The sequence below is a fragment of the Chromobacterium sp. CCUG 76385 genome, from assembly GCF_059916625.1.
In genome coordinates this window covers 22,314-45,337 of record NZ_JAUCGU010000004.1, presented here as the reverse complement: position 1 = coordinate 45,337, position 23,024 = coordinate 22,314, and the positions used below count along the sequence as shown (strand labels likewise).

General features: G+C 63.9%; 24 protein-coding genes. 15 read left to right on the top strand and 9 right to left on the bottom strand.

The window, feature by feature from the left end; all coding sequences use genetic code 11:
• Window positions 1-2: 2 nt before the first annotated feature.
• Genes sctD through QUG01_RS04825 form a run of 3 tightly spaced genes read right to left on the bottom strand, consistent with a single transcriptional unit; the run spans window position 3 to window position 3,062 of the window.
• Window positions 3-1,181: a type III secretion system inner membrane ring subunit SctD gene (sctD, locus tag QUG01_RS04835; RefSeq protein WP_500829130.1), complete on the bottom strand. Its 1,179-nt coding sequence runs from the start codon at window positions 1,179-1,181 to the stop codon at window positions 3-5.
• Between the two features lie 7 nt (window positions 1,182-1,188).
• Window positions 1,189-2,664: an EscC/YscC/HrcC family type III secretion system outer membrane ring protein gene (locus QUG01_RS04830; protein ID WP_500829129.1), complete on the bottom strand. Its 1,476-nt coding sequence runs from the start codon at window positions 2,662-2,664 to the stop codon at window positions 1,189-1,191.
• The gene (locus QUG01_RS04825; RefSeq protein WP_500829128.1) at window positions 2,661-3,062 is read right to left on the bottom strand and encodes a hypothetical protein; all 402 of its coding nucleotides are present in this window, start codon (window positions 3,060-3,062) and stop codon (window positions 2,661-2,663) included. Before QUG01_RS04825 ends, QUG01_RS04830 begins: the two co-directional genes overlap by 4 nt.
• A 100-nt stretch (window positions 3,063-3,162) precedes the next feature.
• On the opposite strand from QUG01_RS04825, the gene QUG01_RS04820 reads away from it, so the two are divergent.
• Entirely contained in the window at window positions 3,163-3,816 is a 654-nt protein-coding gene (locus QUG01_RS04820; RefSeq protein WP_043627564.1) for a two component system response regulator, read from the top strand.
• A 21-nt stretch (window positions 3,817-3,837) separates the two neighbouring features.
• On the opposite strand, the gene QUG01_RS04815 is transcribed toward QUG01_RS04820, so the two are convergent.
• From QUG01_RS04815 to sctR, 6 genes are all read right to left on the bottom strand, one after another.
• Window positions 3,838-6,600, bottom strand: a complete 2,763-nt coding sequence (locus tag QUG01_RS04815; RefSeq protein WP_500829127.1) for a two component system sensor kinase — start codon at window positions 6,598-6,600, stop codon at window positions 3,838-3,840.
• Entirely contained in the window at window positions 6,600-7,190 is a 591-nt protein-coding gene (locus QUG01_RS04810) for a lytic transglycosylase domain-containing protein (protein ID WP_500829126.1), read from the bottom strand. Before QUG01_RS04810 ends, QUG01_RS04815 begins: the two co-directional genes overlap by 1 nt.
• A 151-nt stretch (window positions 7,191-7,341) precedes the next feature.
• Entirely contained in the window at window positions 7,342-8,394 is a 1,053-nt protein-coding gene (locus QUG01_RS04805; protein ID WP_500829125.1) for an EscU/YscU/HrcU family type III secretion system export apparatus switch protein, read from the bottom strand.
• Window positions 8,391-9,170, bottom strand: coding sequence for a type III secretion system export apparatus subunit SctT (gene sctT, locus QUG01_RS04800; protein WP_106077201.1), 780 nt, complete (start codon window positions 9,168-9,170; stop codon window positions 8,391-8,393). The genes QUG01_RS04805 and sctT overlap by 4 nt, the downstream gene beginning before the upstream one ends.
• 2 nt (window positions 9,171-9,172) lie before the next feature.
• Complete coding sequence (gene sctS / locus QUG01_RS04795) at window positions 9,173-9,442, bottom strand: type III secretion system export apparatus subunit SctS (protein WP_500829124.1); 270 nt, start codon at window positions 9,440-9,442, stop codon at window positions 9,173-9,175.
• Window positions 9,443-9,452: 10 nt separating this feature from the next.
• Window positions 9,453-10,100 (bottom strand): type III secretion system export apparatus subunit SctR, encoded by a 648-nt coding sequence (sctR, locus tag QUG01_RS04790; RefSeq protein WP_043627572.1) that lies wholly within the window; start codon window positions 10,098-10,100, stop codon window positions 9,453-9,455.
• Window positions 10,101-10,266: 166 nt separating this feature from the next.
• On the opposite strand from sctR, the gene QUG01_RS04785 reads away from it, so the two are divergent.
• The 14 genes from QUG01_RS04785 to sseD all read left to right on the top strand — a co-directional run bounded on the left by QUG01_RS04785 (window position 10,267) and on the right by sseD (window position 23,014).
• Complete coding sequence (locus QUG01_RS04785) at window positions 10,267-11,094, top strand: hypothetical protein (protein WP_500829123.1); 828 nt, start codon at window positions 10,267-10,269, stop codon at window positions 11,092-11,094.
• Window positions 11,095-11,148: 54 nt separating this feature from the next.
• Complete coding sequence (locus QUG01_RS04780; protein ID WP_106077203.1) at window positions 11,149-12,042, top strand: hypothetical protein; 894 nt, start codon at window positions 11,149-11,151, stop codon at window positions 12,040-12,042.
• A gap of 298 nt (window positions 12,043-12,340) precedes the next feature.
• Window positions 12,341-12,721: a hypothetical protein gene (locus QUG01_RS04775; protein WP_500829122.1), complete on the top strand. Its 381-nt coding sequence runs from the start codon at window positions 12,341-12,343 to the stop codon at window positions 12,719-12,721.
• Window positions 12,705-14,756, top strand: coding sequence for an EscV/YscV/HrcV family type III secretion system export apparatus protein (locus tag QUG01_RS04770; protein WP_500829121.1), 2,052 nt, complete (start codon window positions 12,705-12,707; stop codon window positions 14,754-14,756). The genes QUG01_RS04775 and QUG01_RS04770 overlap by 17 nt, the downstream gene beginning before the upstream one ends.
• A complete protein-coding gene (locus QUG01_RS04765) occupies window positions 14,743-16,059 on the top strand; it encodes a FliI/YscN family ATPase (protein ID WP_500829120.1) in 1,317 nt (438 codons plus the stop codon). The genes QUG01_RS04770 and QUG01_RS04765 overlap by 14 nt, the downstream gene beginning before the upstream one ends.
• The gene (locus QUG01_RS04760) at window positions 16,053-16,436 is read left to right on the top strand and encodes a hypothetical protein (RefSeq protein WP_500829119.1); all 384 of its coding nucleotides are present in this window, start codon (window positions 16,053-16,055) and stop codon (window positions 16,434-16,436) included. Before QUG01_RS04765 ends, QUG01_RS04760 begins: the two co-directional genes overlap by 7 nt.
• Window positions 16,437-16,474: 38 nt before the next feature.
• Window positions 16,475-16,969: a hypothetical protein gene (locus tag QUG01_RS04755; RefSeq protein WP_500829118.1), complete on the top strand. Its 495-nt coding sequence runs from the start codon at window positions 16,475-16,477 to the stop codon at window positions 16,967-16,969.
• On the top strand, window positions 16,959-17,870 hold the full coding sequence (locus tag QUG01_RS04750) for a type III secretion system protein SepQ (protein ID WP_500829117.1): 912 nt from the start codon (window positions 16,959-16,961) through the stop codon (window positions 17,868-17,870). Before QUG01_RS04755 ends, QUG01_RS04750 begins: the two co-directional genes overlap by 11 nt.
• 791 nt (window positions 17,871-18,661) lie before the next feature.
• Complete coding sequence (locus QUG01_RS04745; RefSeq protein ID WP_500829116.1) at window positions 18,662-19,012, top strand: hypothetical protein; 351 nt, start codon at window positions 18,662-18,664, stop codon at window positions 19,010-19,012.
• Window positions 19,013-19,032: 20 nt separating this feature from the next.
• The gene (gene sseB, locus QUG01_RS04740) at window positions 19,033-19,641 is read left to right on the top strand and encodes a type III secretion system translocon protein SseB (protein ID WP_043628926.1); all 609 of its coding nucleotides are present in this window, start codon (window positions 19,033-19,035) and stop codon (window positions 19,639-19,641) included.
• A gap of 11 nt (window positions 19,642-19,652) precedes the next feature.
• On the top strand, window positions 19,653-20,450 hold the full coding sequence (locus QUG01_RS04735; protein ID WP_500829115.1) for a hypothetical protein: 798 nt from the start codon (window positions 19,653-19,655) through the stop codon (window positions 20,448-20,450).
• Between the two features lie 19 nt (window positions 20,451-20,469).
• Window positions 20,470-20,937: a SycD/LcrH family type III secretion system chaperone gene (locus QUG01_RS04730; protein ID WP_500829114.1), complete on the top strand. Its 468-nt coding sequence runs from the start codon at window positions 20,470-20,472 to the stop codon at window positions 20,935-20,937.
• Window positions 20,934-22,394, top strand: a complete 1,461-nt coding sequence (gene sctE / locus QUG01_RS04725) for a type III secretion system translocon subunit SseC family protein (protein WP_500829113.1) — start codon at window positions 20,934-20,936, stop codon at window positions 22,392-22,394. Before QUG01_RS04730 ends, sctE begins: the two co-directional genes overlap by 4 nt.
• Window positions 22,395-22,411: 17 nt before the next feature.
• A complete protein-coding gene (gene sseD / locus QUG01_RS04720) occupies window positions 22,412-23,014 on the top strand; it encodes a type III secretion system translocon protein SseD (protein WP_500829112.1) in 603 nt (200 codons plus the stop codon).
• Window positions 23,015-23,024 lie beyond the last annotated feature (10 nt).

Below are 23,024 nucleotides of genomic sequence, written 5' to 3'. Positions count from 1 at the left end.
CCTCAACTGTGCAAAGGAAGGAATATCAGTTCACGCGCGCCGGCCAGCGATACGCCGTCGGCGTCTATCGCCGCCACGCGCAAGCCCTGCCGCACCGGACTGCCCGGCAGCAGGCGCATGCCGTTGGCCAGCTGCAGGTATGGCGCCTCGGCGTTGCCGCCCACGCCGGCCATGGCGGCAGGCAGATAGTCGGCCGCCTTGGCGCGGCTGGCCGCGCCGACGAAACGCAGCGGCAGCGTCCGGCCCGGCTCGGCATTGACGGTTTGCAGAAACGCCGCCAGCCGCGCCTGGCGGGCCTCGTCCAATTGGCCGGACAGCAACCAGCCCTGTTCTCCGCGCGCGGCGCTGAGGCCGGCGAGCAAGCCGGCGGCCTTCAGCCTCGGCAACAAGGCGGCCAGCTCATCGGCGCCTCGGTCGGACAGGCGCCAGCCGGCCAGCCCCGGCAGCTTATCCAGCGCGGCCGCCAGCGCGGCGGTATCGCCCGCCACCGGGCCGTCGATGTCGGCATGGCCCGCCGCATCCAGCGTCACCGTCGCATCGGGGTAGCCATAGCTCGCCATCAGCGCACGCACCGAAAGCCGCAGCTCGTCGTCGCACACGGTTTCCTGCCGCAGACGGACGCCGGCCGCGCGCAATCTCGCGGTCAGCGTCAGCAACTGGCTGCTGTCGCGGCAGCGGCCGGTCAGCTCAAGCACATCGTTGCCCAGCCAGCGCGCCGTCAATCCGGGTTCGGCGCGCAGCGCCTGCGGCAGCCAAGCGCGCGGGGCCGGCGGCGGCGCCGGCGCGGCCGGCGTCAGCGTCCACCCCAGCGCGGCGGCCAAGGCCAACGCGGCCAGCAGCACCGCGGCCGCGCGGCGATGCGCGCCGCCGCGCGGCGGCACCGGCGGGCTGCCCAGCTCGCCGTCGGCCGGACCCAGCACCAGATGCACGCCGGCCAGATCGACGGCCCGCCGCTGCGGCAAGGGACCTGGCGCGCAGCGCCGGCCGTCCACCCAGCACGCGGCCGGACTGGACAGCATGACCGCGTCGGCCGAAACCTCCAGCGTCGCCGTTCCCCCGCCTTCCAGCGGCAGCGACAGATCACTGTCGCCAGCGCCTACGGTGAACGCGCCTTCGGGCAGGAAAAGCTCTCGCCCCGCCAAAGGGCCGTTCAGCAATTTGAGTTTGAATGCAGCTTCCATGACAACCTCACAACTTCCGCGGCTCGGCCTTGATCAGGAACAGGCGCACGACATTGCGCTCGCTCTTGGTGGTGCTGCGGAACAGCCCGCCAATCAGCGGCAGATCGCCCAGCAGCGGAATCTTGCGCACGCCTTCGATGTTCTCGTCCTGGACAAAGCCGCCCAGCAACAAGCCCTGGCCCAGATTCAGCGTGGCCTGGGTGGCGATTTCGGCGTTTTGCACCTGCGGCAGCGGTTCGGCGCGGCTGATCGGCTTGTCCTGCCGGCCATCCTGGATGTTCAGCGTCAGCAGCACCTTGTCGCCATCGGTTTCATGAATCAGGCGCGGCGTGACGCGCATCAGCGCCCCGGCGGTCACCGACTCCAGCTTGGCGTTCTTCTCGCTGACCAGCTTGGTGTAGAAAGTGATGCTGCGGTCCAGCACCGCCTGGACATTGTCCAGCGTCACCACCGACGGACGGGACACGATCTTGGCCTTGGACTTCTGCTCCAGCGCCGACAGGCGCAACATGAAGTTGCCGGAGTTGGACACCAGCGAGGAGAAGCTGTCCGAAGCCAGGCCGCCGTCAGTATTGAAGTTCACCGTGCCGCCGCCGATGCGGGCCGACGCGGACCAGTCTATGCCCAGCTCGTTGATGTCGGCCGCGTCCACGTCGATGATGGCCACCGAGATTTCCACCAGCGTCGGACGCTGGTCCAGCTTGGGAATCAGGTCGGCATACAGATTCATGTTTTTGCGGCGGTCGCGGATCAGCACCGCGTTCTGCCGCGTATCGGCGGAAAAAGTCGGCAAGCCGCTGGCATCGGCCGGCGCCGGCGTCTTGTTGTCCGGCAGCGGCAATGCCCTGCCCTGCGCCATCTCCCGCAGCACCGACACCACGCCCGGCACCGTCACCGTCTGGCTGCGGTAGGAATAACTGGTATCCGCGGCGCTGGCATACTTGAGGGGGTAGATGGCCACCGTTTCCTTGTTCTGCTCCTGATTGAGATTCTGCTCGTCCAGCTGCTTGGCCAGCGCGCTCACCCGGGTCAGGCACACCGGCACGCCGCTGACTTGCAGCGAATTGGACGCGCCCACCGGATGCAGCCGGCAGGCCGGGCCATCCAGCAGCCCGCTCTGCCCGATCAGCCGCGACAACTGGTCCGCGCCGACATAGGCCGGCGCCAGCAATGCCTGGTCCACCTCCTGAGCCTTGTAGACATACAGCGAATTGCCATCGTAATAAGGCAGCAGCTGATACAGCCTGGACAGCTCGGCCAGCGCCTTTCCCTTGGGCTGGTCGCGCAAGGCTCCGGCGTAGGCCTCGGTGATCTTGGGGCTGACCACCACCGGCAAACCGTAATTGGCGCCCAGGTCCTTCAGCACCGAGGCCAGCGGCGTATTGCGGCTGGACACAAAGAAAGGCTGCCCGCGCCAGGGAATGGGCTGGGCGCCCGCGCTGGCGGACGCCAGCGCGGCGGCAATCAGAATCAGGGCTTTCATGCATACCTCCCGGCAATAGGCAGCGGAACGGGGGCGGCGCGTTCCCGCGCAGCCAGCAGCGCGGCCATCGCCTGCTGCTGCTTGAACAGCAAGTCCAGTTCCACTTCGGTCAATGCCACCGGATACCGCCGCAGCAGCCACAGCTTGTCGCCAGACAGATACAGCGCGTCATCGCCGGCTTCCGGCGTGGCGGCCAGCAACAGGCAAGCGCTTGCCGCCTGCAGCGGCGGGCGGTCCAGCGTCAGCGCCACCGTCAATCCGGTGTCGAAGCGGCGGGCGCGCGCGGCGCGCTCGCCCAATTGCCCGGTCACGACGGTATCGGCAAGCGACCACTGCGGGCGGGCCAGGCGCGCGGCCAGCCAATGCAGGGCGGCGGCGGGATCAAGTGTTCTGTTCATGTCGCCTATGCTGCCGGGGGGCGGCGCATCCGCGCATCAGGTGCACACCTGAAATGCGCTTATAATCATTCGACAATGAACAATAAAAGGATTGACGGTGATGACTCTAGCTTCCGCCTCGGCGCTTCGCGTTCTGATCGTCGAAGACCATGCCTTGCTGATAGACGGCATCCGCAACCTGCTGGCCAGCCAGCCGCGTTACGAGGTGGTCGGCACCGTTTCCGATGGACTGGCGGTGTATGAGGCCTGCCAGCGCCTGGCCCCTGACATGGTGCTGCTGGACCTGGGCCTGCCTGGCATGGACGGCATCGACGTGATCCATCAGTTGCGCCGCCGCTGGGAAGCGTTGCGCATCGTGGTGGTCACGGCTTCCGCAGAAGAACATCGCGGCAGGGCCGCGCTGTCGGCCGGCGCCCTGGCCTATGTGCTGAAGCAAAGCCCGCAGCAGGTGCTGCTGGCCGCGCTGCAGCACGCGGCGCTGGGCAAGAGCTATATCGACCCGGCGCTGAAGCTGGAAACGCTGGACGCGGCGGAACGCGCGCCCATTCCCGGCGACACGCCGCTGACCCTGCGCGAGCGCCAGGTGCTGAAGCTGGTGGCCGAAGGCCGCCGCAACCGCGATATCGCCGAGCTGCTGTCCATCAGCCTGAAAACCGTGGAGACGCACCGGCTGAACCTGATGCGCAAGCTGGATGCGCACAATGCCGCGGAGTTGAGCAATTGGGCGCGCCGGCTGGGGGTGCTGGAATACTGATGCGGCCGGCGCGGCGCGCGCTCAATCGGCGCCGAGCTCGCTCTCGATCAGGCGGCCGAGCACTTCCCATGCGCCAGGCGACACGGCGTCGCCCTGGTTCAACAAGGCCTCCCAGTGCTCCGCCGCCTCACGCAGCAGATCGAGCCCCGCCTGGCCGGCCAGGCCCTTGAGCGTGTGCAGCAGCATCCGGCACTCGGCCTCGTCCCGCGCCTCCATCGCCAGGCCCAGACGTCGATAATATTCGCGCAGATCGGCCGCCAGGCGCGACAACAGCGCCGGATCCTTGCCCAACAGCGGCTGTTCGCTGCCGGAATTAGGCTCCAGCTCCATGCCGCGGGCCAGTTGCTGATCGGCGGCAAAGTCCAAGGCCCGCGCCAACATTTCCGGCGATACCGGCTTGGTCAGGTATTCGTCGAAGCCGGCCCCCAGCAGCCGCTCGCGCTCGCCGGGCTGGGCATTGGCGGTAAGGGCGACGATGGGGCAATCCGGGTCCAGCATGCCGCTGGCCTCATCCCGCCATAGCGCAACCGTTTCGCCGCCGGACAGGCCCGGCATGCGCATATCCATCAGCACCAGATCGAACACATGGGCGCGCCCCAGGGCCAGGGCGTCCTCGCCGGACGCCGCCTCCCACACTCTATGCCCCTGCTGGCGCACCATGCGGCCGACGATGTCGCGGTTGGTGTCGACATCGTCGACGAGCAGCACGTTCAGCGACCATGGCGACACCGGCAATGCCTCCTCCCTCAGACTGATGTCGGGGGTGCGGTCCGGCTCAAGATGCTGGCGCAGCCGGGCAGGCAGGAAAGCCAGCTCCGGCGCGTCCAAGGCTGGGTTTTCGCCGGCGTGCGGCGCATAGCCCCAGGCGCGCAGCTGCGGATGCAAACGCTCCGGTGCCGCGATGGGGCCGCAGTCCGCCGCCCGTCCCGGACTCGCTTCGCCCAGCGGCAGCTCCAGTTGAAAGCAGGCGCCGCTTTCAACCGGGATCAGCCGCAAATCGCCGCCCAACAGCTGAGCCAGGCTGCGCGCGATGGGCAGCCCCAGACCACTGCCCGCTACAAAGCCTTCCAACTGGCGGAAGGCGATGAAGACCTCCGCGTATTTTTCCGGCGGAATGCCCGGCCCGCTGTCGCGCACGCTGAAACAGACCCGGCCCTCGGCGCTCCAGGCCGACAAGGTCACGCAGCCTTCGCGGGTGAATTTAACGGCATTGCCGAGCAGATTGATCAGGATTTGCCGCAGGCGCAGGCCATCGGTCAGAAACTGGGACGGAAAGCTCGAATCCACCTGACAGCGCAGCGCCAGGCCCTTATCCTGCGCCGGCAGCTGCACCGTCAACATGGCCTGGTCGATCAACACCAGCGGGTCTTGCACCGAAGGTGTCACCACCATCTGCCCGGACTCGATCCGCGAAAAATCCAACAGATTGTTGATGATTTCCAGCAGATGGCCGGAACACTTGAGCGCGGTATCGACCAGATCGTGCTGATTGGCGTCGCACTCGGTGCGCCCCAGCAGCCTCAGCGCGCCGACGATGCCGTTCAGCGGCGTGCGGATCTCATGGCTGATGTTGGTGAGCTGCTCGCTTTTATGGGCATTGGCCCGCTCGGCGCGGCAACGCGCTTCGTTCAACTCCGCGGTGCGCTCCTCCACCTTGGCTTCCAGCTCGGCGTATTGCGCTTGCACCGCGTCCAGCAGCCGGTTGTAGGCGTGGGCGATCTGCCCCAGTTCGTCCTGCCTTTCCTCTGGCAGACGCTGCTGCTTGCTCACCGCCTCTTGCGGACTGATGATGTGCACGATATTGGACAGCATGCGCCCCAGGCTGCGCTGCAGCACGACATACAGCAAAACCACCAGCCCCAGCAAAGACAGCAAGGCCACCGGCAGATGCTTGGGCAGCTCCGCCAGCGCCCGCTGGGTGATGCGCTCCGTTGGATAGATCTCGATCAGACGCCAGCCGGTAGGCTCGACGTTGACGCAAATGATGCTGACTCCCTGCATGCTCTGGATGAACGGCTTCTTGCAGGCCGGCAGCTGCTCTATCAAGCCTGTCGGCGCGATGGCCGGCAGCGGTGCGAACGGCCAGCCATCGTCGCCCAGCCAGATCAGGGCGCCGTCATCGGTCTTGCTCAGCCACTCCAGGGCAAAGCGCAGCGAAAGATGCACCGTCACCCCCACCATGGCGCCGGTCGCAGGATCGCGCGCGGCGATGGCCACCTGCCATCCGCCGTCAAGGCCCTGATAAGGACGCCCCCACACCAGGCCGGCGCGCGGCGGCAAATCGCGCAGCTTGTACAAATCTTCCAGGTGGCGGGCGGTTTCGCGGCGCGAGCTGTTGGCGCTGGAAATCACGATGCCGCTATCCAGCACGACAAAGGTATCGACGAACTTGCCCACTCCGCTGCTGCCGTAGGACTCGACGAAATCCATGGCGCGCCGCACCTGGGCAGGCGGATCGCTGCGCGTCTCATCGAGCAGGACATAGTGCGTCACCAGGTAATTCTTGTCGCCGCGTTGCGTCTTGTCGTCCAGCGTTCGCCAGGAATTGAATAGCGTCATCACGTCGCGCGCCGCGCTTCTCAACTCTGCGCTCTGCTGCTCCCCCACGTTGCGGGTCATGGCCTCCACCTTGTGCGCCAGGGCCTCGCGGGTTTCCTTGAAATCCAGATACAGCACGGCGCTGGCGCTGAGCAGCCAGAACAACGCGATGGCCCCGCCCAGCACCAGGGCCAGACGGAATGGCAGCGACGAGCGCCAGGGCAGATTCGGCATAGGGTCTCTCATCAGGTTCCGTTCGCTCCGCCGGCATTCGAGCCGCCGGTGAAGATGCGCCACAATTGTCCCATATCGCCCACGCCGCCCATAGCGCCCTTCGGCTTGCCCACACGCCGGGCAGCCGTCACGGCGGCGTCAGGCATGGCCGATGCCGGGACACCACGGCTGGCGCCGCCGCGCAAGCGGGCATAGCGCGCCATCACTTTTCGCACATATTCCTGGGTTTCCTCATACGGCGGCACGGCGTTGCCATAGCGCGCCACGGCGCCCTCTCCTGCGTTATAACCGGCCAGCGCCAATTCCAGGCGGCCATCGAAACGGCGCAGCAGCCAGCTGAGGTAGGCGGCGCCGGCTTCCAGATTGGCGCGCGGCTCGGTCAGCGCGCGCTGGCCGAAGCGCATGCCGGTTGCCGGCATCACTTGCATCAGTCCGATGGCGCCCTTGTCCGACACCGCCTGCGGCCGATAGGCCGACTCCGTTTCCACCACCGCGTGCACCAACAGCGGATCCAGGGCGTGGCGCTGCGCCACGTCGTCGATCAGCTCGCCATAGCGCAAGGACTTCCCCTCCGCTCCAGTGGCGGAAGCGGGCGCTGGCATCGCCTTCGAGGACGCTGGCGGCGGCGCCATGGCGGAAGGCCCATCGGCGCCAGGCGGGACGACGTACCACTGCAAGCCCTCAGCGGCAGCCGTCCTGCTTAGGCCGCATAAGGCCAAGCACAGCAGCGCCAGTCTGAGCCGCGGGATTCGACTAAGCTTCATTGTCATCCTCCATCGCATCCATGACCAGGCTCAGCACCTGGGCCACTGCGGCGAACAAAGGCTCCGGTATGTAATCGCCAGGCCGGGTGGAGGCTAACAGCGCGCGCGCGAGCGGCACGTTCTCCACTACGGGAATGCCTTGTTTCTCGGCCAGGCTGACGATATGCAGCGCCAGCGCGTCGCGGCCGTACTCCAGCACCTGCGGCAAGGGGGTCTCGCCCTCTTCGTAGCGCAGGCAGACGGCGATATGGGTCGGATTGCGCACCACCACCGACGACTTGGCCACCTTGCCGGCCAGGCTGCCGCTTTGCACCTCGCGATGCATTTCGCGCCGGCGCTGCTTGACCTCCGGGCTGCCCTCGGAATTCTTGAACTCCTGTTTGATGTCTTCGTGCGACATCATCAGCTGCTTGCGCAACTGGTAATGCTGCATGGCGTAATCGGCCACGGCGAATACCGCCGTCACCGCCAGCAGGATGGCCCACATCCACTGCGCCATCTGCGCGCACACCGCCAGCCCGGCCGCCAGGCCCGCCTGCGGCAGGTGCGCGAACGACGCGGCGTAACGCTCTATCAAGTAGGCAAAAGTCACGCCCAGCACGCCCACCTTCAGCAGCATCTTGCAGAGTTCGAACAGCTTCATCAGCGACACCATCTGCTTGGCGTTGGACAGCGGATTGATGCGCTGCGCCGACGGCTGGATGGCCTTGGGAGCAAACAGGAAGCCGGACTGGATCAGCCCGGTCAGCGTCAGCGCCAATGCCAGCAATCCCGCCAAACCGAACACGAAGCGCAGGCACAGCTCGGCAAATTGGCCCGTCAGCTGAGCCATGGCGCTTTCCAGCGGCAGATTGACCGCATCGATGCAGCCATGGATGAAACCGGCCAGCCCCGCGTACTGCGCATGCCCTTCCGCGCCCAGCCATAGCAGGATCAGCCCCAGTTGCACCACGGCGTTCACCTCCTGGCTCTTGGCCACTTGCCCTTCGTCGCGCGCATCGCGCAGGCGTTTGGCCGTGGGCTTTTCGGTCTTCTCGCTCATGGCGCCGATTCCAGCATGCGGATCAGTCCGCCATCAAAGTGCTCGAAACGCGCCAACACATCGGACAAGCCAAACTGCAAGCCGATGATCAGCATCAGCAGGGTGGCGGCGCTCTTGATCGGCATGGACAGCGTAAACACATTCAGCTGCTGCACCGAGCGATTGATCAAACCCAGCGCCAGGTCTATCAGCACCATCATCACCATCGCCGGCATGGCGAAGCCCAGCGTCAGCGTGTACAGCGTGTGCCATTCGCGCCGCAGCATGGGGATGAACTGGCCCGCCCAATGCCAGCCCAGGCCCGGCGGCAGCGTATGGTAGGACGCGTAAAGCGTGGAGAGAAAAGCATGGAAGCCGCCCAAGGCCATGAACAGCACCGCCGCCATCTGCGAAAACAGCCCGCCCAGCGGCGACGATTGCCCGCCCATCAGAGGATTGAAGACGCCGGCCATAGACGCCCCGCGCATGGTGTCCAATACAAAACCGGCCATGTCCAGCGCCCAAAACGGAATGGCGGCGGAAAAGCCCAGCATCAGCCCCAGCGCCAGCTCGCTGGCCAGGATGAGCGCATAGGCCGCCGGCGCCTGCATGGGATCGGGCAGCGCCAGCGGCGACAACAGCGGCAATATGGGCAGCGTGGCCATCAGCGCCAGCGCATTGCGCGTGAGCGTGCCCCCCAGCATGGACGAGCCAAACAAGGGCAGCAGCAGCATCGCCCCCAACGGACGCATCATCGCCACGCCCAGCAGCGGCCACCAGCGATTCAGCTCGTCCATGCCTAACTCCCCATGCGCGAGATCAGATCAAAGCTGCGTATGGCATAGGCCAGCAGCGCCTCGCCCATCCAGTGGTAGGTCAGCGCCAGCGTGACGCAAGCGGCCACCAGCTTGATGACAAAGGACACGGTCTGGTCCTGGATCTGGGTCAGCGCCTGCACCAGGCCCACCAGCACCCCCACCACCGACGCCACCAGCACCACCGGCAACGACAGCATCAGCACCAGCCACAACAACTCGCTGGCCAATTGCACGATTTCCGCCTGTCCCATGGCGCGTTCCTCAGCGATAAGACAGCAAGAGCTGCCCCAGCAAACGGTCCCAGCCGCCCACCAGCACAAAAACCAGCAGTTTGAAAGGCATGGAGATGGTCATCGGCGACACCATCATCATCCCCATGGCCAGCAGCACATTGGAGACGATGAGGTCGATGGCGATGAACGGCAGGAACAGCAGCAGGCCGATCTTGAATGCTTCAATCAGCTGGCTCACCGCGAAGGCCGGCATCAGCAGCAATAGGGAGTCGTCGCTGACGCGGGCGCGGATGTCGTCTGGCCAGTTCTTGCGCGCCGCGTCGCGGAAGAAGCGCAGCTGCGCCGGAGCGGTGTGTTTTTTCAAAAACTGGCGATACGGGTCTAGCGTATTGTCCGACAGCCGGGACAACAGGCTGGCTTGCGGCTCAGCCGGCGAGGCGGCCAGCCGGTCCTGCACCGCCATGCCCACCGGCGTCATGATGAACAGCGACAAGATCAGCGCCAGCCCATACAAGGCGATATTGGGAGGAATCTGCTGGACGCCCAGCGCATTGCGCAGCAAGGCGAATACCACGGACAGCTTCAGAAAAGATGTGCCCATCACCACCAGCAGCGGCAGCAATGACAAGGCGGCCAGCAAGGTGATCAACGCAACGGGTTGCTCGGTCAGGGACATGGTTGTGCTCCAGATATTTCTGGAATCCATTGTCCGTTTCGCCTGGCCGATGCCCCATCGGGTCTACACCTGAACCCTTCTCCTTCCGACTCAGGTGTTTACCGGACTGCATATCGTTTGACCCATCAGCATACTGGCCCAGTTTCCACAACTGCGAGCGCGCATCATGCTTGGTTTCAATCCCTCTCCGACATCGCTGCATCAAACCCGCGATGACGACTTCGAAATCGCCGACCTCTCCCTATCGCAGCAGGAGCAGATGCTGGACAAGATCACGGACGCGCCAAGTTTCCATGACGGCCTGGCCCGCGAAACATACCGGACGGCAGAATTCCGCAGCAAATCCGAACAAGGCATAGGCGCCTCGCTCGATTTCATCGCCAAGCACACCAACCCGCATCAAATCAAAGGCATGCTCAGCAACGCCTGGAGCTATTTTTCCAGCGGCGCGCTCAACCAGAATTGCGTCATCTGCAGCAAGGCGGTGGAGAAGAATCTTGCCGCGCTGGAAAGCGGCCAGATCGATGATTTCTGGGTGGCGGAAAGCACGACTCAGGGCGGACTGCCGCAAAACGTTTCGCCAGATCACTACGCCTGTTTCTCGCTGGACCCGGACCAGCCCCTGTCCAGCCAATTGCTGCAACACAGCCAGGAAGGGAGCCGCAACATCATCATGGTTCCGGTCCGGGACAAGGGTTTTGCCCACGCCATGAATCTGGTGCGCACTGATATGGGCGCCATGGTGATCGATGGCCAGTTCGGACAGCGTTACAACCTGGATGCACCGAAGGACAGACAGAACTTCGACAAGCACTACGGCCCAGGCAAGAGCGCCAATGTGGTGCAAATCTATCAGACCGGCGCGGCCCCAAAAGCGCCGGATATCGACGAAAGCAAGCTGCTGGAGGATTGGGAAGTCATCGATCATCAGGACTCCGCCCCCGTGGTCCGACAGTTTGCGCCCATCCAGATCATAGACGATCACTTTCGCTGACACGTGCACCTCTCGCTTGCGGAGCCTCCACCCATCCATGCCAAAGGAATTAAAATGGAATGCAAAAACCCAATTGGAACCATCAGCCATTTCCTCAGGGCAAATAATCTTAATGGGAACAACACCACCCACGAAACCAGCGTTTTCAAAAAACTAGACGCCCCTCCTTATGCTGGACACGCCGATGACTTTTATTACCATGTCACGCGATTAAGCGCGGTGCAATCAATCATGGAAAGCGGTGGACTGCAGCCAGGAAATGCCAAAACTGTGACGGAAGGCGCAACCCTATCCGAGCACACCATGGACAAGAAAATGCTTGCAATGGCGCGGCTTATGCTCTCATTCGAAAGTTTTGAAACCGCAAAAAAAACCGTCATGGAGAATTTTATGGGCATGTCAATAAAATACTATGCTGACCAGCACGAGTATTTTATTGAATCTTTCAGCCAACACCACGCCTCATCACAATACACCGAGGAATATCAAGCACTCATATCCAAAATGCCGAGCGAAGGCGCTGGATACTGCAAAGAGCTGACAGGAGAAATCAAGGATAAAAAACCTTCGATAACAAAAGCAAAAGAAATGGTTGCCGCTATCAAAAAAGATGATTTCTTATATAGAATTACCAGCCTGGCCTACGTGCGATCCTCTTATCAGGAAGCTCAAGTCAACTGCACGGGAAAACTCTACCTAACCGGCATGCCTGGCGCAGTAGAAGACTATGCCTCATACAAAAAAGAAGGTGGCGTCGTCACTGTTTTCAGAATCCCCAAAAATAAAATAGATCCATCCATGATCCATCAAGATCCTCAGGATTACCGAGCCATCTACCTGACATCACCCTTGAAGATAGAAGAACTGGAACATGCCGCAGTTAATCTAGATACGGATACCATGCACAATCACTTAAATAGCAACACCTCGTTCAATACGCAACATTGAGAACACAGCGCACGGCGCCCCACGCCATTAAATTCAACACCACCAGAAAATATCGATGATTCCGCTATATCACGCAGAATCATTTTCAACACTATATCCCGGCGGCAACATCCTGCGTGGATTGTCTTTGCATACCCAATCCATGGATAAATAAGCCGCCGGATTGCGCCACCATTCAGCCCCCGACAGTGCCCTTCACACAACATTCATCAAAGATGCATAGACATCAGGTGTTCACCCGATACTCGCCCCCGCTCCCGCAACGCAAGATCAAACCATCCCGCACAAGGAAGATGAGATGTATCTGCAATGGCAACGACAAACCGAGCTGTGGTTGCGGCTGCTGGAGGCGCGCGATGTCGCGGCACAGGAAAGACTGACTCTGCGTCACGAGGCGGACTCCATTCATCTTGAGCGTTTGAACAACCGGGCGCTGCTCTCCCTGTCCCGCCCCCTGGCGGAGCCGCGCCGACAGGCCACACTGCACAAACTGCTGGCGCTGCTGCAGCCGGAGGCGTGCAACGGCGTGCCGTTACGCACCTGGCTGGCGCAAGGCCGCGTGTGGCTGGCCGCCACGGCCCCGCCGGACAGCGGCGCCGAACAATGGGCAAGCATTTCCCGCCAGCAGCGCCGATTGCTAGACCGCGTCATGGAGGACTCGCATGAAAAAGATCAATGACTGGCTGCATGGCTTGCAGTCGCGCCAGGATGTGGTGCTGGCGGCCATGCTGCTGATGGCCATCTTCATGATGATCGTGCCGCTGCCCACCCTGTTGGTGGATGTGCTGATCGCCATCAACCTGGCCCTGTCCATCACGCTGCTGATGATGGCGGTGTATATCCGCGAGCCGATGGAGTTCTCCGCCTTCCCCGCCGTGCTGCTGATCACCACGCTATACCGGCTGGCCCTGACCATCAGCACCAGCCGCCTTATCCTGCTGCAACACGACGCCGGCGAGATCGTCTACACCTTCGGCAATTTCGCCGTCGGCGGCAATCTGGCGGTGGGCCTGATCGTGTTCGCCATCATCACCGTGGTGCAATTCATCGTCATCACCAAGGGCTCGGAACGGGTGGCCGAAGTCAGCGCGCGCTTTTCGCTGGATGGCATGCCGGGCAAGCAGATGAGCATAGACGGCGATATGCGCGCCGGCATCATCGACGCGGCGCAGGCCAAGCGCGAACGCGCCTTGGTCCAGAAGGAAAGCCAGCTCTACGGCGCCATGGATGGCGCGATGAAATTTGTCAAAGGCGACGCCATCGCCTCCATCATCGTCATCCTCGTGAACATCTTCGGCGGCATCTGCGTAGGCGTGTTCATGCATGAGATGAGCGCGAGCGAGGCCGCCTCCACCTACGCCATCCTGTCGGTGGGCGACGGGCTGATCGCGCAGATTCCCGCGCTGCTGATCTCCATCGCCGCCGGCATCATCGTCACCCGCGTGCCGGGCGAGACGCGGCGCAACCTGGCGGCCGAACTGTCCTCGCAGATCCTGCGCCAGCGCCAGGCCTTGTGGATCGTGGCGGCGGTGCTGGCGCTGTTCGCCTGCCTGCCCGGCTTTCCCGTCGTGGTGTTCCTGGCGCTGGCCGCCGCCGTGGCCGGCACCGCCTGGTGGGTATCGCTGCGGGATGGGCGCGACGCCTCATCCGGCCATGCGGCGGACAGCGCGGACGGCAGCGATTCGGCAGACGCCGCGCCGGCCATCGGCGCCATTCCGCTGCTGCTGCGCGTCCACCCGGAACTGGCCCAGGGCGGCGCGCTTGCAGGCAGCTTGAGCGAGTTGCGGGGACAAAAGCTGGAACAGCTTGGCCTGCCCTTGCCGGAAATCCTGCTGCAGGCCGACGCCAGCCTGCCGCCGCGCCAGATGGTTTTCCTGCTGTATCAGGAGCCGGTGCTGCAACTGGAACTGCGCCCCATGTTGCTGCTCGATGCGGCCAGCCCCGCGCTGCCGCAGGCCGCCGCGCGCGACGCGCTGCCATTCGGCGGCATCACGCTGCAGTGGATTGCGCCGGATCAGGCATCCGGCTTGGCCGCGCTGGGACACATGCTGTATCGGGACGCCGACCGCGTGGTGTATCTGGTGTCGCTGGCGCTGGACCGCTACGCCGCCGAGCTGATAGGCGTACAGGAAGCCCGCTATCTGATGGACCAGATGGAGCAGCGCTACGGCGAGCTGGTGAAGGAACTGCAGCGGCAGCTGCCGGTGGGCCGCGTGGCCGATGTCTTGCAGCGCCTGGTTGCCGAAGGGGTGTCCATCCGCGATCTGCGCGCCGTGTTCGAGGCGCTGGTGGAGTGGGCGCCGCGCGAAAAAGACCCGGTGATGCTGACCGAGTACGCCAGGCTGGCGCTGCGCCGCCATATCGTCGGCCGCCAGCGCCGCGGCCAACCCTGGATCAGCGCCTGGGTCATCGGCGGCCATATCGAGCAGACCATACGCGAATCGATTCGCCAGACATCCGCCGGCTCCTACTCCGCGCTCAGCACGGAGGAAAACCAGGCCATCATCGGCGAGATACGATCCTCGCTGGAAAAAAGCGGCGCAGCGGGCATGGCCTTGGTCACCGCGATCGACGTGCGCCGCTTCGTGCGCAAGCTGATCGAGCGCGACCTGTTCTCAGTGCCGGTCCTGTCATTCCAGGAATTGGGGGACGAGGCGGAACTCAAGGTTCTGGGCCATGTGGAACTGATAGGAGACGCCCATGCGGCTGCCTGATTACTTCGCCGTGTTGGACGCCATCGAGCCGCCGCAACTGGAGACGGGCCGCGCAGGGCGGCTGGAAGGCAGGCTGTCCGAAGTCGGCGCCACGCTGCTGCGCGCCCACCTGCCCGGCGCCGGCCTGGGAGAATTATGCGCCCTGCCCGACGGAGAGCCGGCGGAGGTCGTCGCCGTCATCGGCGAGGAGGCCTTGCTGTCGCCGTATCGCGAGCCCGTCGGCTTGTGCAGCGGCATGCTGGTGCGGCCCAGTGGACGCCGCGCCGATATCGGCGTCGGCGATGCCATGCTGGGCCGGGTCGTCGACGCGCTGGGCCGCCCGATAGACGGTCTGCCGGCCCCGCCGGCGAGCAGCCGCAGGGAAATCGACAGCGACCCGCCCGACCCGATGCAACGCAGCGTCATCGATACCGCGCTGCCCATGGGCGTGCGCGCCATCGACGCCGCGCTCACCGTCGGCGTGGGGCAGCGTCTGGGCATCTTCGCTCCGGCCGGCTGCGGCAAAAGCACCTTGCTGGGCATGCTGGCCGCCGGCAGCGACGCCGACGTCGTGGTGTTGGCGTTGATCGGCGAGCGCGGACGCGAAGTGCGGGAGTTTCTGGAGCACGTACTGAGCGCCGAGGCGCGCCAACGCAGCGTGGTGGTGGTCGCCACCTCGGACCGTCCGGCGCTGGAACGGCTGAAGGCGGCCGCCACCGCCACAGCCATCGCCGAGCACTTCCGCGACCAGGGCAAGAACGTGCTGCTGCTGGTGGATTCCCTCACCCGCTACGCCCGCGCCGTGCGCGAAATCGCGCTGGCGGCCGGCGAACCCATCGTCGCCGGCGGCTATCCGCCCAGCCTGTACGCGCGCCTGCCGCGCCTGCTGGAGCGCGCCGGCCCGGCCGCGCGCGGCAGCATCACCGCCTTCTACACCGTGCTGATGGACGACAAGGCGGATGCGCTGGCGGAAGAGGTCCGATCGCTGCTGGACGGCCACATCGTGCTGTCGCGCAAACTGGCCGAGGCCAACCACTACCCGGCGATAGACCTGCTCGCCAGCGTCAGCCGGGTCATGCATCAAGTGGCGGCGCCGGCCCACCGCGAGGCCGCGGCCCGCCTGCGCCAGCTGCTGTCGGCATGGCAGGAGATAGAGCTGCTGGTGCGGGTGGGCGAGTACCGCCCCGGACAGGATGCCGATGCCGACGATGCCATGGCGCGGCGTCCGCGCATCAATCAGTTGCTGCGACAACGCGTGGATGAGCAAGTCCGTCTGGACGCCATGCTGGCCGAACTTGCCGAAACCGTGGGGCTGCCATGTTGAATCAGCTGCTGGACGTCAAACGCCGCCGCGAACGCAGCCTGCGCGCCGCGCTCGCCCGGCTGGCCGACGAGGAGCTGGCGCTGTGCGCGCGCCAGGATGCGGTGCACGCGCGCCGCCACACGCTGTATCAAGAATGGCGATCGCTGGCCAGGCAAAGCGGCTGCTTCGATCACCACGGACTCGAACGGCTGCGCGCCTCGCTGGCAAAACTCGAAGGCGAAGATCAAGCCCTGGCGCGGGAACTGGAAACCCTGGCCGCGGAGCGCGCGCTGCTCACGCAAGCGCGCGCCGAACAAGACAGCCTGCTGCGCCGCAACTTGCGTGAACAGGAAAAACTCGTCTTGCTGCTGGAGTCCGAACACCAGCACAAGCATTGAGGCCGCCACGGCAATCGCCAACACGATGAGGCATCACCATGTACGCACCCATAAGCCATAGCGCCAATAGCCGCCCCTCGTCGCGCGGGCAAGGAGAGCATGACGCCCATGCGCCGCATCAGGATGACGCCAGGCGCTTCCGCGCCCTGCTGGATGACGCTCAGGCGCACCCCGATATGGCCATTCCCTGGCAGCGTCCGCCCCAGCCGCAGCCTCCCCTCGCGCAGAACGAAGCGGAATCGCCCGCTGGCCCGCCCGTGGCCAGCAAGTTGCCCCCTAGGGCGGAAACGCTCCTTCCCCATGCGCCGCCACAATCCCTTGACGAGCAGACGCTCGCCTTGCGCGCCAGCAGCGGCCCGCTGGCTGGACTGATTGTGCAGGCATGCTGGCGGGGAGGCGGACTGGGCCTGCGGCTGTCCGCGCCGCCAGGCGCGCTGGCGGCGCGGCTGGAAAGGGAGAGGCGCAATCTGGAGGCTGCGCTATCGGCGGCGCTGGGCGTGGACGTCACCCTGGAGGTCGAACATGAGCAATGAATGCCTGCCCGCCACGCTTAGTCTTTTTGAGCTCAGCCGCATCGGCGCCAGCGCGGAACATGATGGTTGCCGATTCGACAGCGACTTCGCCCAGCCTAGCGGCGACGGCTTGCGGCTGACCGCCCGCAGCGATGGCGAAGACTTGGCCTTCTGGGTGCCGGAAACGGAATGGCGCGACTGGCTGCAGCCGCAGCTGGCCGTGCCGCGCCGCGGACCGATCGATGCGGAACTGCTGCCTCTGCTGGCGGCCTGGACCCTGTCGCCGCTGGATGGATGGCTGCAGACCACGGGCCTGCCGGGCCTGGCTGCCGCCGCGGTCGAGAACGGCGCCGCGCCGCCCCCAGGCTGGAGATTGACGCTGAGCATGGGATCACGCCGCCTGCCGCTGTACCTGGAACAGGCGTCGGCGGGCTGGCTGCAGGCAATGCTTACGGCGCTGCAGCCATCACCGCAAGGCGAGCATGAGCTGGCGCTGGCCCTGGGATGGTGCGTGCTGACTGAGCCAGACTGGGCCGATGTCGCCGTCGGCGACGCCCTCCCCATCATCGGCATGGGAGACTCGCTGGATGCGTTTTGGCTGCACCCCCAGGCCTGCCCGGGGCGAATTCTATTGCGGGAGTCTGGCGATGCCGTCGCCGATGGCGCCGCGCTGCCGCTGGGAGAACCCTCCGCGGGCGAATGGCGTCTTGTGGTGGAAGCGGGACGCGCCCGTTTCTCTGCCCTCGATCTGGCGGCCTGGGGACCGGAAGCCCAGCTATTCCCGCGCGCCGCGGCCTACCCCGCCTTGCACCTGACTCGGCACGGCAAAACCTTGGCGTTGGGACAGCTGCTGCGGCTCGATGACGGCTGGACGGTGCGCATCGCCTCGCGCGCAGGCGAAGCGCAGGGACAGAACTGCTGACGCTTGCCGAGCGGCCATGCCGCGCAACAAAAAACGACTGTCCGCGATCGGACCGAGCAGTTGACTCCTGCCCTTTGTCAGCGGCACCGGCAACTGCTAACAGAAAGCGTCATAGACGCGGCTGATCTGGCCGAAGCGTCCTGCGCCATCATGCGGATGCCGGCCTCGCACAGCCGGCAATGGCTGAACGCGGCTTTTCTCATCCTCAAGATTTAAACCGCTTTTGAAAGATAAAGGATTCTGGGCCATTCATTCATGCCAGCGCGAATTTCATTGGTCTGGGCAGCGGAAGAAGTCGCTTTGAAATCCATGTCTTGCCCCATGATTTTCTCTGACTGCCTGGCGATTCAAAATAGCATATGCATGGAAGCCACTCTCTATCCCATGAGCCATGCCGCATCTTTCGAAAATATGTTGATGTTTCAGAATTTGACCAGCTCCGTCGAATATATGACACAAGCAAAACCATTTCCCTTCTGAAAATGGCAGCGCAATCACGCTCCCAAGCGTTGAAACAGCCAAACCCTGTCAAACCTCCTCTTGCGGCTTTTTCATATCGCCGAAGCAATATAAAAAACCCGCCTCAAATAGCGCCCCTCTTCCCTTTTTCAGCGTCGCCATTTCAGGTATTCACCTTATCCCGCCTCCGTATTTGACGGATAAAAATGAATACCGAAACGCATGAAAAACATGCCGGCAAAACACCAAAGAAAGCGCCACTTTTCGAAAGTTAAGCCATAAGGACCGGCCTAGCATCCGGCAAACCTACCCAATAAAGGGAGAAATAAACGATGAGCCAAACCGCTATTCACCCGCTGCAACACCTGATGCAAGACCTGCAGAAACGCCAGCAAGGGCTGGGCGAGCAATTACAGGCTTTTCAGCTTCTGCAGCAGGAAATCGCCGCGCTCAAACAACGCGCGCCGCAGGATGTCCAGGCGCGCCAGCGGCTGGAGCGCCTGTCGCGCGCCATGCAAGGCGAACTGGCCCCGCTCAATCAACGGCTGTCCCAGTGCGTGGAGAGCCTGCAGGGCAATTTCAAATCGCTTGAGGAATCGCTCAAGCAAGCGGGAAGCGGCGGAGCAGACAAGCCCGCCGCCGCTCGCAAGGCAGGCCCGATGCTGGGCCGCAACTTCATCTGACCATTCAGGAGAACTTCATCATGACATTCGCCACCAACTTCGCCAGCAGCTCGCCCATCGTCAACCAGGACTACAACAACTACGTCGACAACAAAGCCGGCCAAGGCGACTCCATCATGTCGCAAGGCATCTCGGTGCTGTACAAGTTCATGACCTTGTTTTCGGACCTCGCCCAGGGCAAGTATGACCAGATGAGCGCCAAGGCCGACCGCGCGCGCGATTCCCAGCAAGCCGCCAACCAGGTGGACTCCATCATCGCCCAACTGAAGGATGCGGGCAGCACAGGCAGCCTGCCCAAGGAAGTCATTGACTACCTGAGAAGCCACAACATCAGCGTCACGGTGCAGAACGACGGCAAGAACACAAGCGGCAGCATCGACGACTACCTGAAGAGCATAGGCTGCAAATTCGACGACCAAGGCAACGCCACCGGCCTGAACAAAGGCCAGCTGGACGTGATCAAGGGCGCGCTGGAAACCGACTCCGGCCGCTGCTCCGACTTCGTCACCCAGGCCCAGCTGCAAATCCAGAAGACCATGCAGTCCTACAACGTCTGCGTCAGCCTGATCAACAGCATGCAGTCCCTGCTGGCCGAAATGAACAAGTCCATCGCCCAGAACATCCGCTAAGGACGCGCGCCATGAGCATAGCAAGCAGCTTCGCCGGAATCGGGGGGGTTTCCGCCAACCCCGACTACGGCGCCTATGTCGACCGCAAGGCCGGCCAGGGCGATTCCATCATGTCACAGGGCATTTCGGTGCTGTACAAGTTCATGAGCTTGTTCTCCGACCTTGCCCAAGGCAAATACGACCAGATGAGCGCCAAGGCCGACCGCGCGCGCGACTCCCAGCAAGCCGCCAACCAGGTGGACGCCATCCTCTCACAGCTGGCCAATGCCGGCGACAAGGCGCCGCTGCCGCCGGAGGTGATCCAGTACCTGAAGGATCACAACATCGCGGTGGGCGGCAAATCCATCGACGACTACTTGAAAGCGAATAACCCAGCCCTGCCGTTTCTGGACAAGCTGCGCGAGAAAATCGCCCAGGCCGGCCCGGAAGGGATGCGCTCGGACAGCTGGCAAGACGTGGTCAGCTATATGGATGAGCACGGCATCAAGGTGGATGGCCAGAAATGCGCCGACTACATCTGGGGATTGCCGGAAGTGGGTCAGCGCAGCTACCAGAACATCAGCCGCGAGCACATGCAGCATATCGCCGACGTGCTGGCCGAATCCTCCAGCGGTTTGGACAAAGGCCAGCTCAATGAAATCAAGGGCGCGCTGGAAACCGACTCCGGCCGCTGCTCCGACTTCGTCACCCAGGCCCAGCTGCAAATCCAGAAAACCATGCAGTCCTACAACGTCTGCGTCAGTTTGATCAACAGCATGCAGTCGCTATTGGCCGAGATGAACAAATCCATCTCGCAAAACATCCGCTAAAGCCAAGAAGGAGAAGGACATGACCGAGCAAGACGACCTCGATACCGTGCGCGACTTCTTCAATCAGGGCGGCACGCTGCAGGCGCTGGTCAATCTGGACCCGGCCGATCTGGACAGCGTCTATTCCTATGCCTGCCAGTTGTTCGACGCCGGCGACTATGCGGGGGCCAAGCGCTTCTACCTGATGCTGGCCCGCCTGTCGCACTGGCAATTCGACTACTGGCTGGCATTGGGCCTCGCCTGCCAGCGCCTGTCCGAACACGAAGAGGCCGTGTTCAGTTTCGGGCAAGCCGGCTTGTTGCGGCTGGATGACCCGCGCCCGGCCTATCTGGCCGGACTCAGCCACCAGCTGGCCGGCCACCCCGAGCAGGCGGGCAAAGCCTTCGCCGCCGCGCTCAAGTGGTGCGCCGGCAAACCGGAACACGCCGCGATCAAGGCCGAGGTCCTGCGCCAGGCCGCCCTTCTCCCTCAAGAGGAACACGCATGAACACCATCATCGACAACTTCTCCCCAGCCGGCCTGGTGGATGCCCGGCGCCCGGAAGATGCGCCGCCAGCCGGCAACGTCGGCCGGGTAGGCGCGGGCGCGCTGGATCCGCTCGCCGCCCCTGGCCCGCGCGACCAACAACGCAGCCAGGAACATGCGTTCCAATCGCCGCCGCGCCCGCGCGAGTCGGTATCGCTGCGCCTGGCCGAAGGCGCGCTGAACCGGATTCTGGATGCCTTCGGTCCGCGCGTGGACGGCAAGCCCATCACACTGGCTCAGCTGGAACGCACGCCGATGGAGGCGATGAGCCTGGCCGCCGCCCTGCTGGGCGTGAAATCGCTGGGCGACAACGCCGATCTGAAGTCGCTGGCGCTGGAAATCCGCACCCAGGGCGCGGAGAACTTGCGCCTGCGCCAGAACGAAGATCTGCGCAAACAGATAGACAAATCGATAGAGGACCAGAACAAGGCGCAAAAAGCCGGCATCTTCTCCGCCATCGTCGACTGGATCGTCTCGGTGGCCGAGGTGATCAGCGGCGTGGCCAAGATCATCGTCGGCGACGTGGCTGGCGGCGCCATGGATTTGGCGGCCGGCTGCTCGGGCCTGGTCAAGGCGTTCGCCGAAACCATGGCCCTGGTTTCAGACGGCGACGCCGCGGCGAAATGGAAGGAAGTGGCCGACATCGCCGGCAAGATCCAGCTGGGCTTTGAAATCGCCGGGATGATGGTGGACATCATCAGCGTGGGCCGCGGCGTCATGGCCGCCAAGTCCATGGCCAAGGCCACCGAAACCGCCATGGAGAAAGGCGCCGGCGAGCTGCTGGAAAACACCATCAAGCAGACCAGCGGCGCGGCAGGCAAGGAAGTGGCGCAGGAAGTCATCAAGGATGTCGCCAAACAGGTGGCCTCCGACGTGGCGGCGGAAGTGTCGGAGCAGATCGCCAAGAACATCGCCGAGCAGACCACCCGCTTCCTGGGACAGGGCCATCTGCTGGAAGCCTTCAGCAAACAGGCCATAGAACAGATGGTGGCCCGCGCCGTGGAAACCGTGGCGGAAAAGGCCCTCAAGACCGGCGCCGAAACCACGGCCAAGGAGTTGACGCAGGCCGTGGTCAAGGAGGTGCAGCGCGAAGTGGTGAAAGCCGCGATCCACGCCAGCCTGATGAGCGCCGCCAACACCGCCAAGGCCGTGACGCGCGCCAGCCTGCAAGGCGCCAACGGCGTCTTCCAGGGCGAAATCGCCAAGGAGCGCGCCGAGCTGCAGAAAGTCGTGCAGCAATTGATGGCGGAAAGCAACTTCATGCAGTTCATGCTCGACGAGTTCGAAAAGCTGAAAAAACGCGCCAAGGAAGACATCGGCAATCTGATGGACGGCGCCGGCAAGGCCCTGGCAGCCGGTTCGGAAGCCCAGAACAAGACCGGCGCCGTGCTCAGCAGCATTGCCGCCAATATCGCCTGACTTTCAAGGAGAAGTCTATGAACACCATTGCAAACACCAACGCAGCCGCCATCAACGGCGGCACGCCCGTACTCAGCGTGGACGGCAATCAAGGCGGCGACGCCATCGGCCAGCTGAACGAACTGATGGTGCAACTGGGCCAGTTGTTCGGCAAGCTGCGCGACCTGCTGCGTCAATACAACCAGATTCAGCAGAACAACGCCTTCCAGATGCAGAAAACCTCGTTCGATACCCGGATGCAGGCCATCGAAACCGAATTCGACGCCAAGAACAAGCAGGCATGGGCGCAGATCGGCACCGGCATCGCCCAGGGGCTGGCCGGCGCGGCGTCGGCCTTCGGCGCGGCGCAGGGCAGCTGGCTGGCTCACTCCGGCGATATCGGCAAGGGAATCGGCAGCATCGTGGATGGCAGCGTCGGCGTCGCCGTCAATCCGGAACTGCGGGAGGCGCAGGAGAAACAGGCCGAGGCCGACTATCAGCACGGTCTGGCCGAGCAACAGCTGAAGCGCGCCGACGAGACGCTGGAAAAAGCGCTCAAGGTGTCCAGCGACCTGCGCGAGATCCTCAGCACGCTGACGCAGGCGCACGAACGCCTGTCCAGCAGCGTGCGCATGTCGTAAGGGGGCTGGA

Excerpts from the sequence above, each read along its gene's own strand:
- sctD (WP_500829130.1), bottom strand. The coding sequence starts at position 1,181 with ATGGAAGCTGCATTCAAACTCAAATTGCTGAACGGCCCTTTGGCGGGG.
- QUG01_RS04830 (WP_500829129.1), bottom strand. The coding sequence starts at position 2,664 with ATGAAAGCCCTGATTCTGATTGCCGCCGCGCTGGCGTCCGCCAGCGCG.
- QUG01_RS04825 (WP_500829128.1), bottom strand. The coding sequence starts at position 3,062 with ATGAACAGAACACTTGATCCCGCCGCCGCCCTGCATTGGCTGGCCGCG.
- QUG01_RS04820 (WP_043627564.1), top strand. The coding sequence starts at position 3,163 with ATGACTCTAGCTTCCGCCTCGGCGCTTCGCGTTCTGATCGTCGAAGAC.
- QUG01_RS04815 (WP_500829127.1), bottom strand. The coding sequence starts at position 6,600 with ATGAGAGACCCTATGCCGAATCTGCCCTGGCGCTCGTCGCTGCCATTC.
- QUG01_RS04810 (WP_500829126.1), bottom strand. The coding sequence starts at position 7,190 with ATGCCAGCGCCCGCTTCCGCCACTGGAGCGGAGGGGAAGTCCTTGCGC.
- QUG01_RS04805 (WP_500829125.1), bottom strand. The coding sequence starts at position 8,394 with ATGAGCGAGAAGACCGAAAAGCCCACGGCCAAACGCCTGCGCGATGCG.
- sctT (WP_106077201.1), bottom strand. The coding sequence starts at position 9,170 with ATGGACGAGCTGAATCGCTGGTGGCCGCTGCTGGGCGTGGCGATGATG.
- sctS (WP_500829124.1), bottom strand. The coding sequence starts at position 9,442 with ATGGGACAGGCGGAAATCGTGCAATTGGCCAGCGAGTTGTTGTGGCTG.
- sctR (WP_043627572.1), bottom strand. The coding sequence starts at position 10,100 with ATGTCCCTGACCGAGCAACCCGTTGCGTTGATCACCTTGCTGGCCGCC.
- QUG01_RS04785 (WP_500829123.1), top strand. The coding sequence starts at position 10,267 with ATGCTTGGTTTCAATCCCTCTCCGACATCGCTGCATCAAACCCGCGAT.
- QUG01_RS04780 (WP_106077203.1), top strand. The coding sequence starts at position 11,149 with ATGGAATGCAAAAACCCAATTGGAACCATCAGCCATTTCCTCAGGGCA.
- QUG01_RS04775 (WP_500829122.1), top strand. The coding sequence starts at position 12,341 with ATGTATCTGCAATGGCAACGACAAACCGAGCTGTGGTTGCGGCTGCTG.
- QUG01_RS04770 (WP_500829121.1), top strand. The coding sequence starts at position 12,705 with ATGAAAAAGATCAATGACTGGCTGCATGGCTTGCAGTCGCGCCAGGAT.
- QUG01_RS04765 (WP_500829120.1), top strand. The coding sequence starts at position 14,743 with ATGCGGCTGCCTGATTACTTCGCCGTGTTGGACGCCATCGAGCCGCCG.
- QUG01_RS04760 (WP_500829119.1), top strand. The coding sequence starts at position 16,053 with ATGTTGAATCAGCTGCTGGACGTCAAACGCCGCCGCGAACGCAGCCTG.
- QUG01_RS04755 (WP_500829118.1), top strand. The coding sequence starts at position 16,475 with ATGTACGCACCCATAAGCCATAGCGCCAATAGCCGCCCCTCGTCGCGC.
- QUG01_RS04750 (WP_500829117.1), top strand. The coding sequence starts at position 16,959 with ATGAGCAATGAATGCCTGCCCGCCACGCTTAGTCTTTTTGAGCTCAGC.
- QUG01_RS04745 (WP_500829116.1), top strand. The coding sequence starts at position 18,662 with ATGAGCCAAACCGCTATTCACCCGCTGCAACACCTGATGCAAGACCTG.
- sseB (WP_043628926.1), top strand. The coding sequence starts at position 19,033 with ATGACATTCGCCACCAACTTCGCCAGCAGCTCGCCCATCGTCAACCAG.
- QUG01_RS04735 (WP_500829115.1), top strand. The coding sequence starts at position 19,653 with ATGAGCATAGCAAGCAGCTTCGCCGGAATCGGGGGGGTTTCCGCCAAC.
- QUG01_RS04730 (WP_500829114.1), top strand. The coding sequence starts at position 20,470 with ATGACCGAGCAAGACGACCTCGATACCGTGCGCGACTTCTTCAATCAG.
- sctE (WP_500829113.1), top strand. The coding sequence starts at position 20,934 with ATGAACACCATCATCGACAACTTCTCCCCAGCCGGCCTGGTGGATGCC.
- sseD (WP_500829112.1), top strand. The coding sequence starts at position 22,412 with ATGAACACCATTGCAAACACCAACGCAGCCGCCATCAACGGCGGCACG.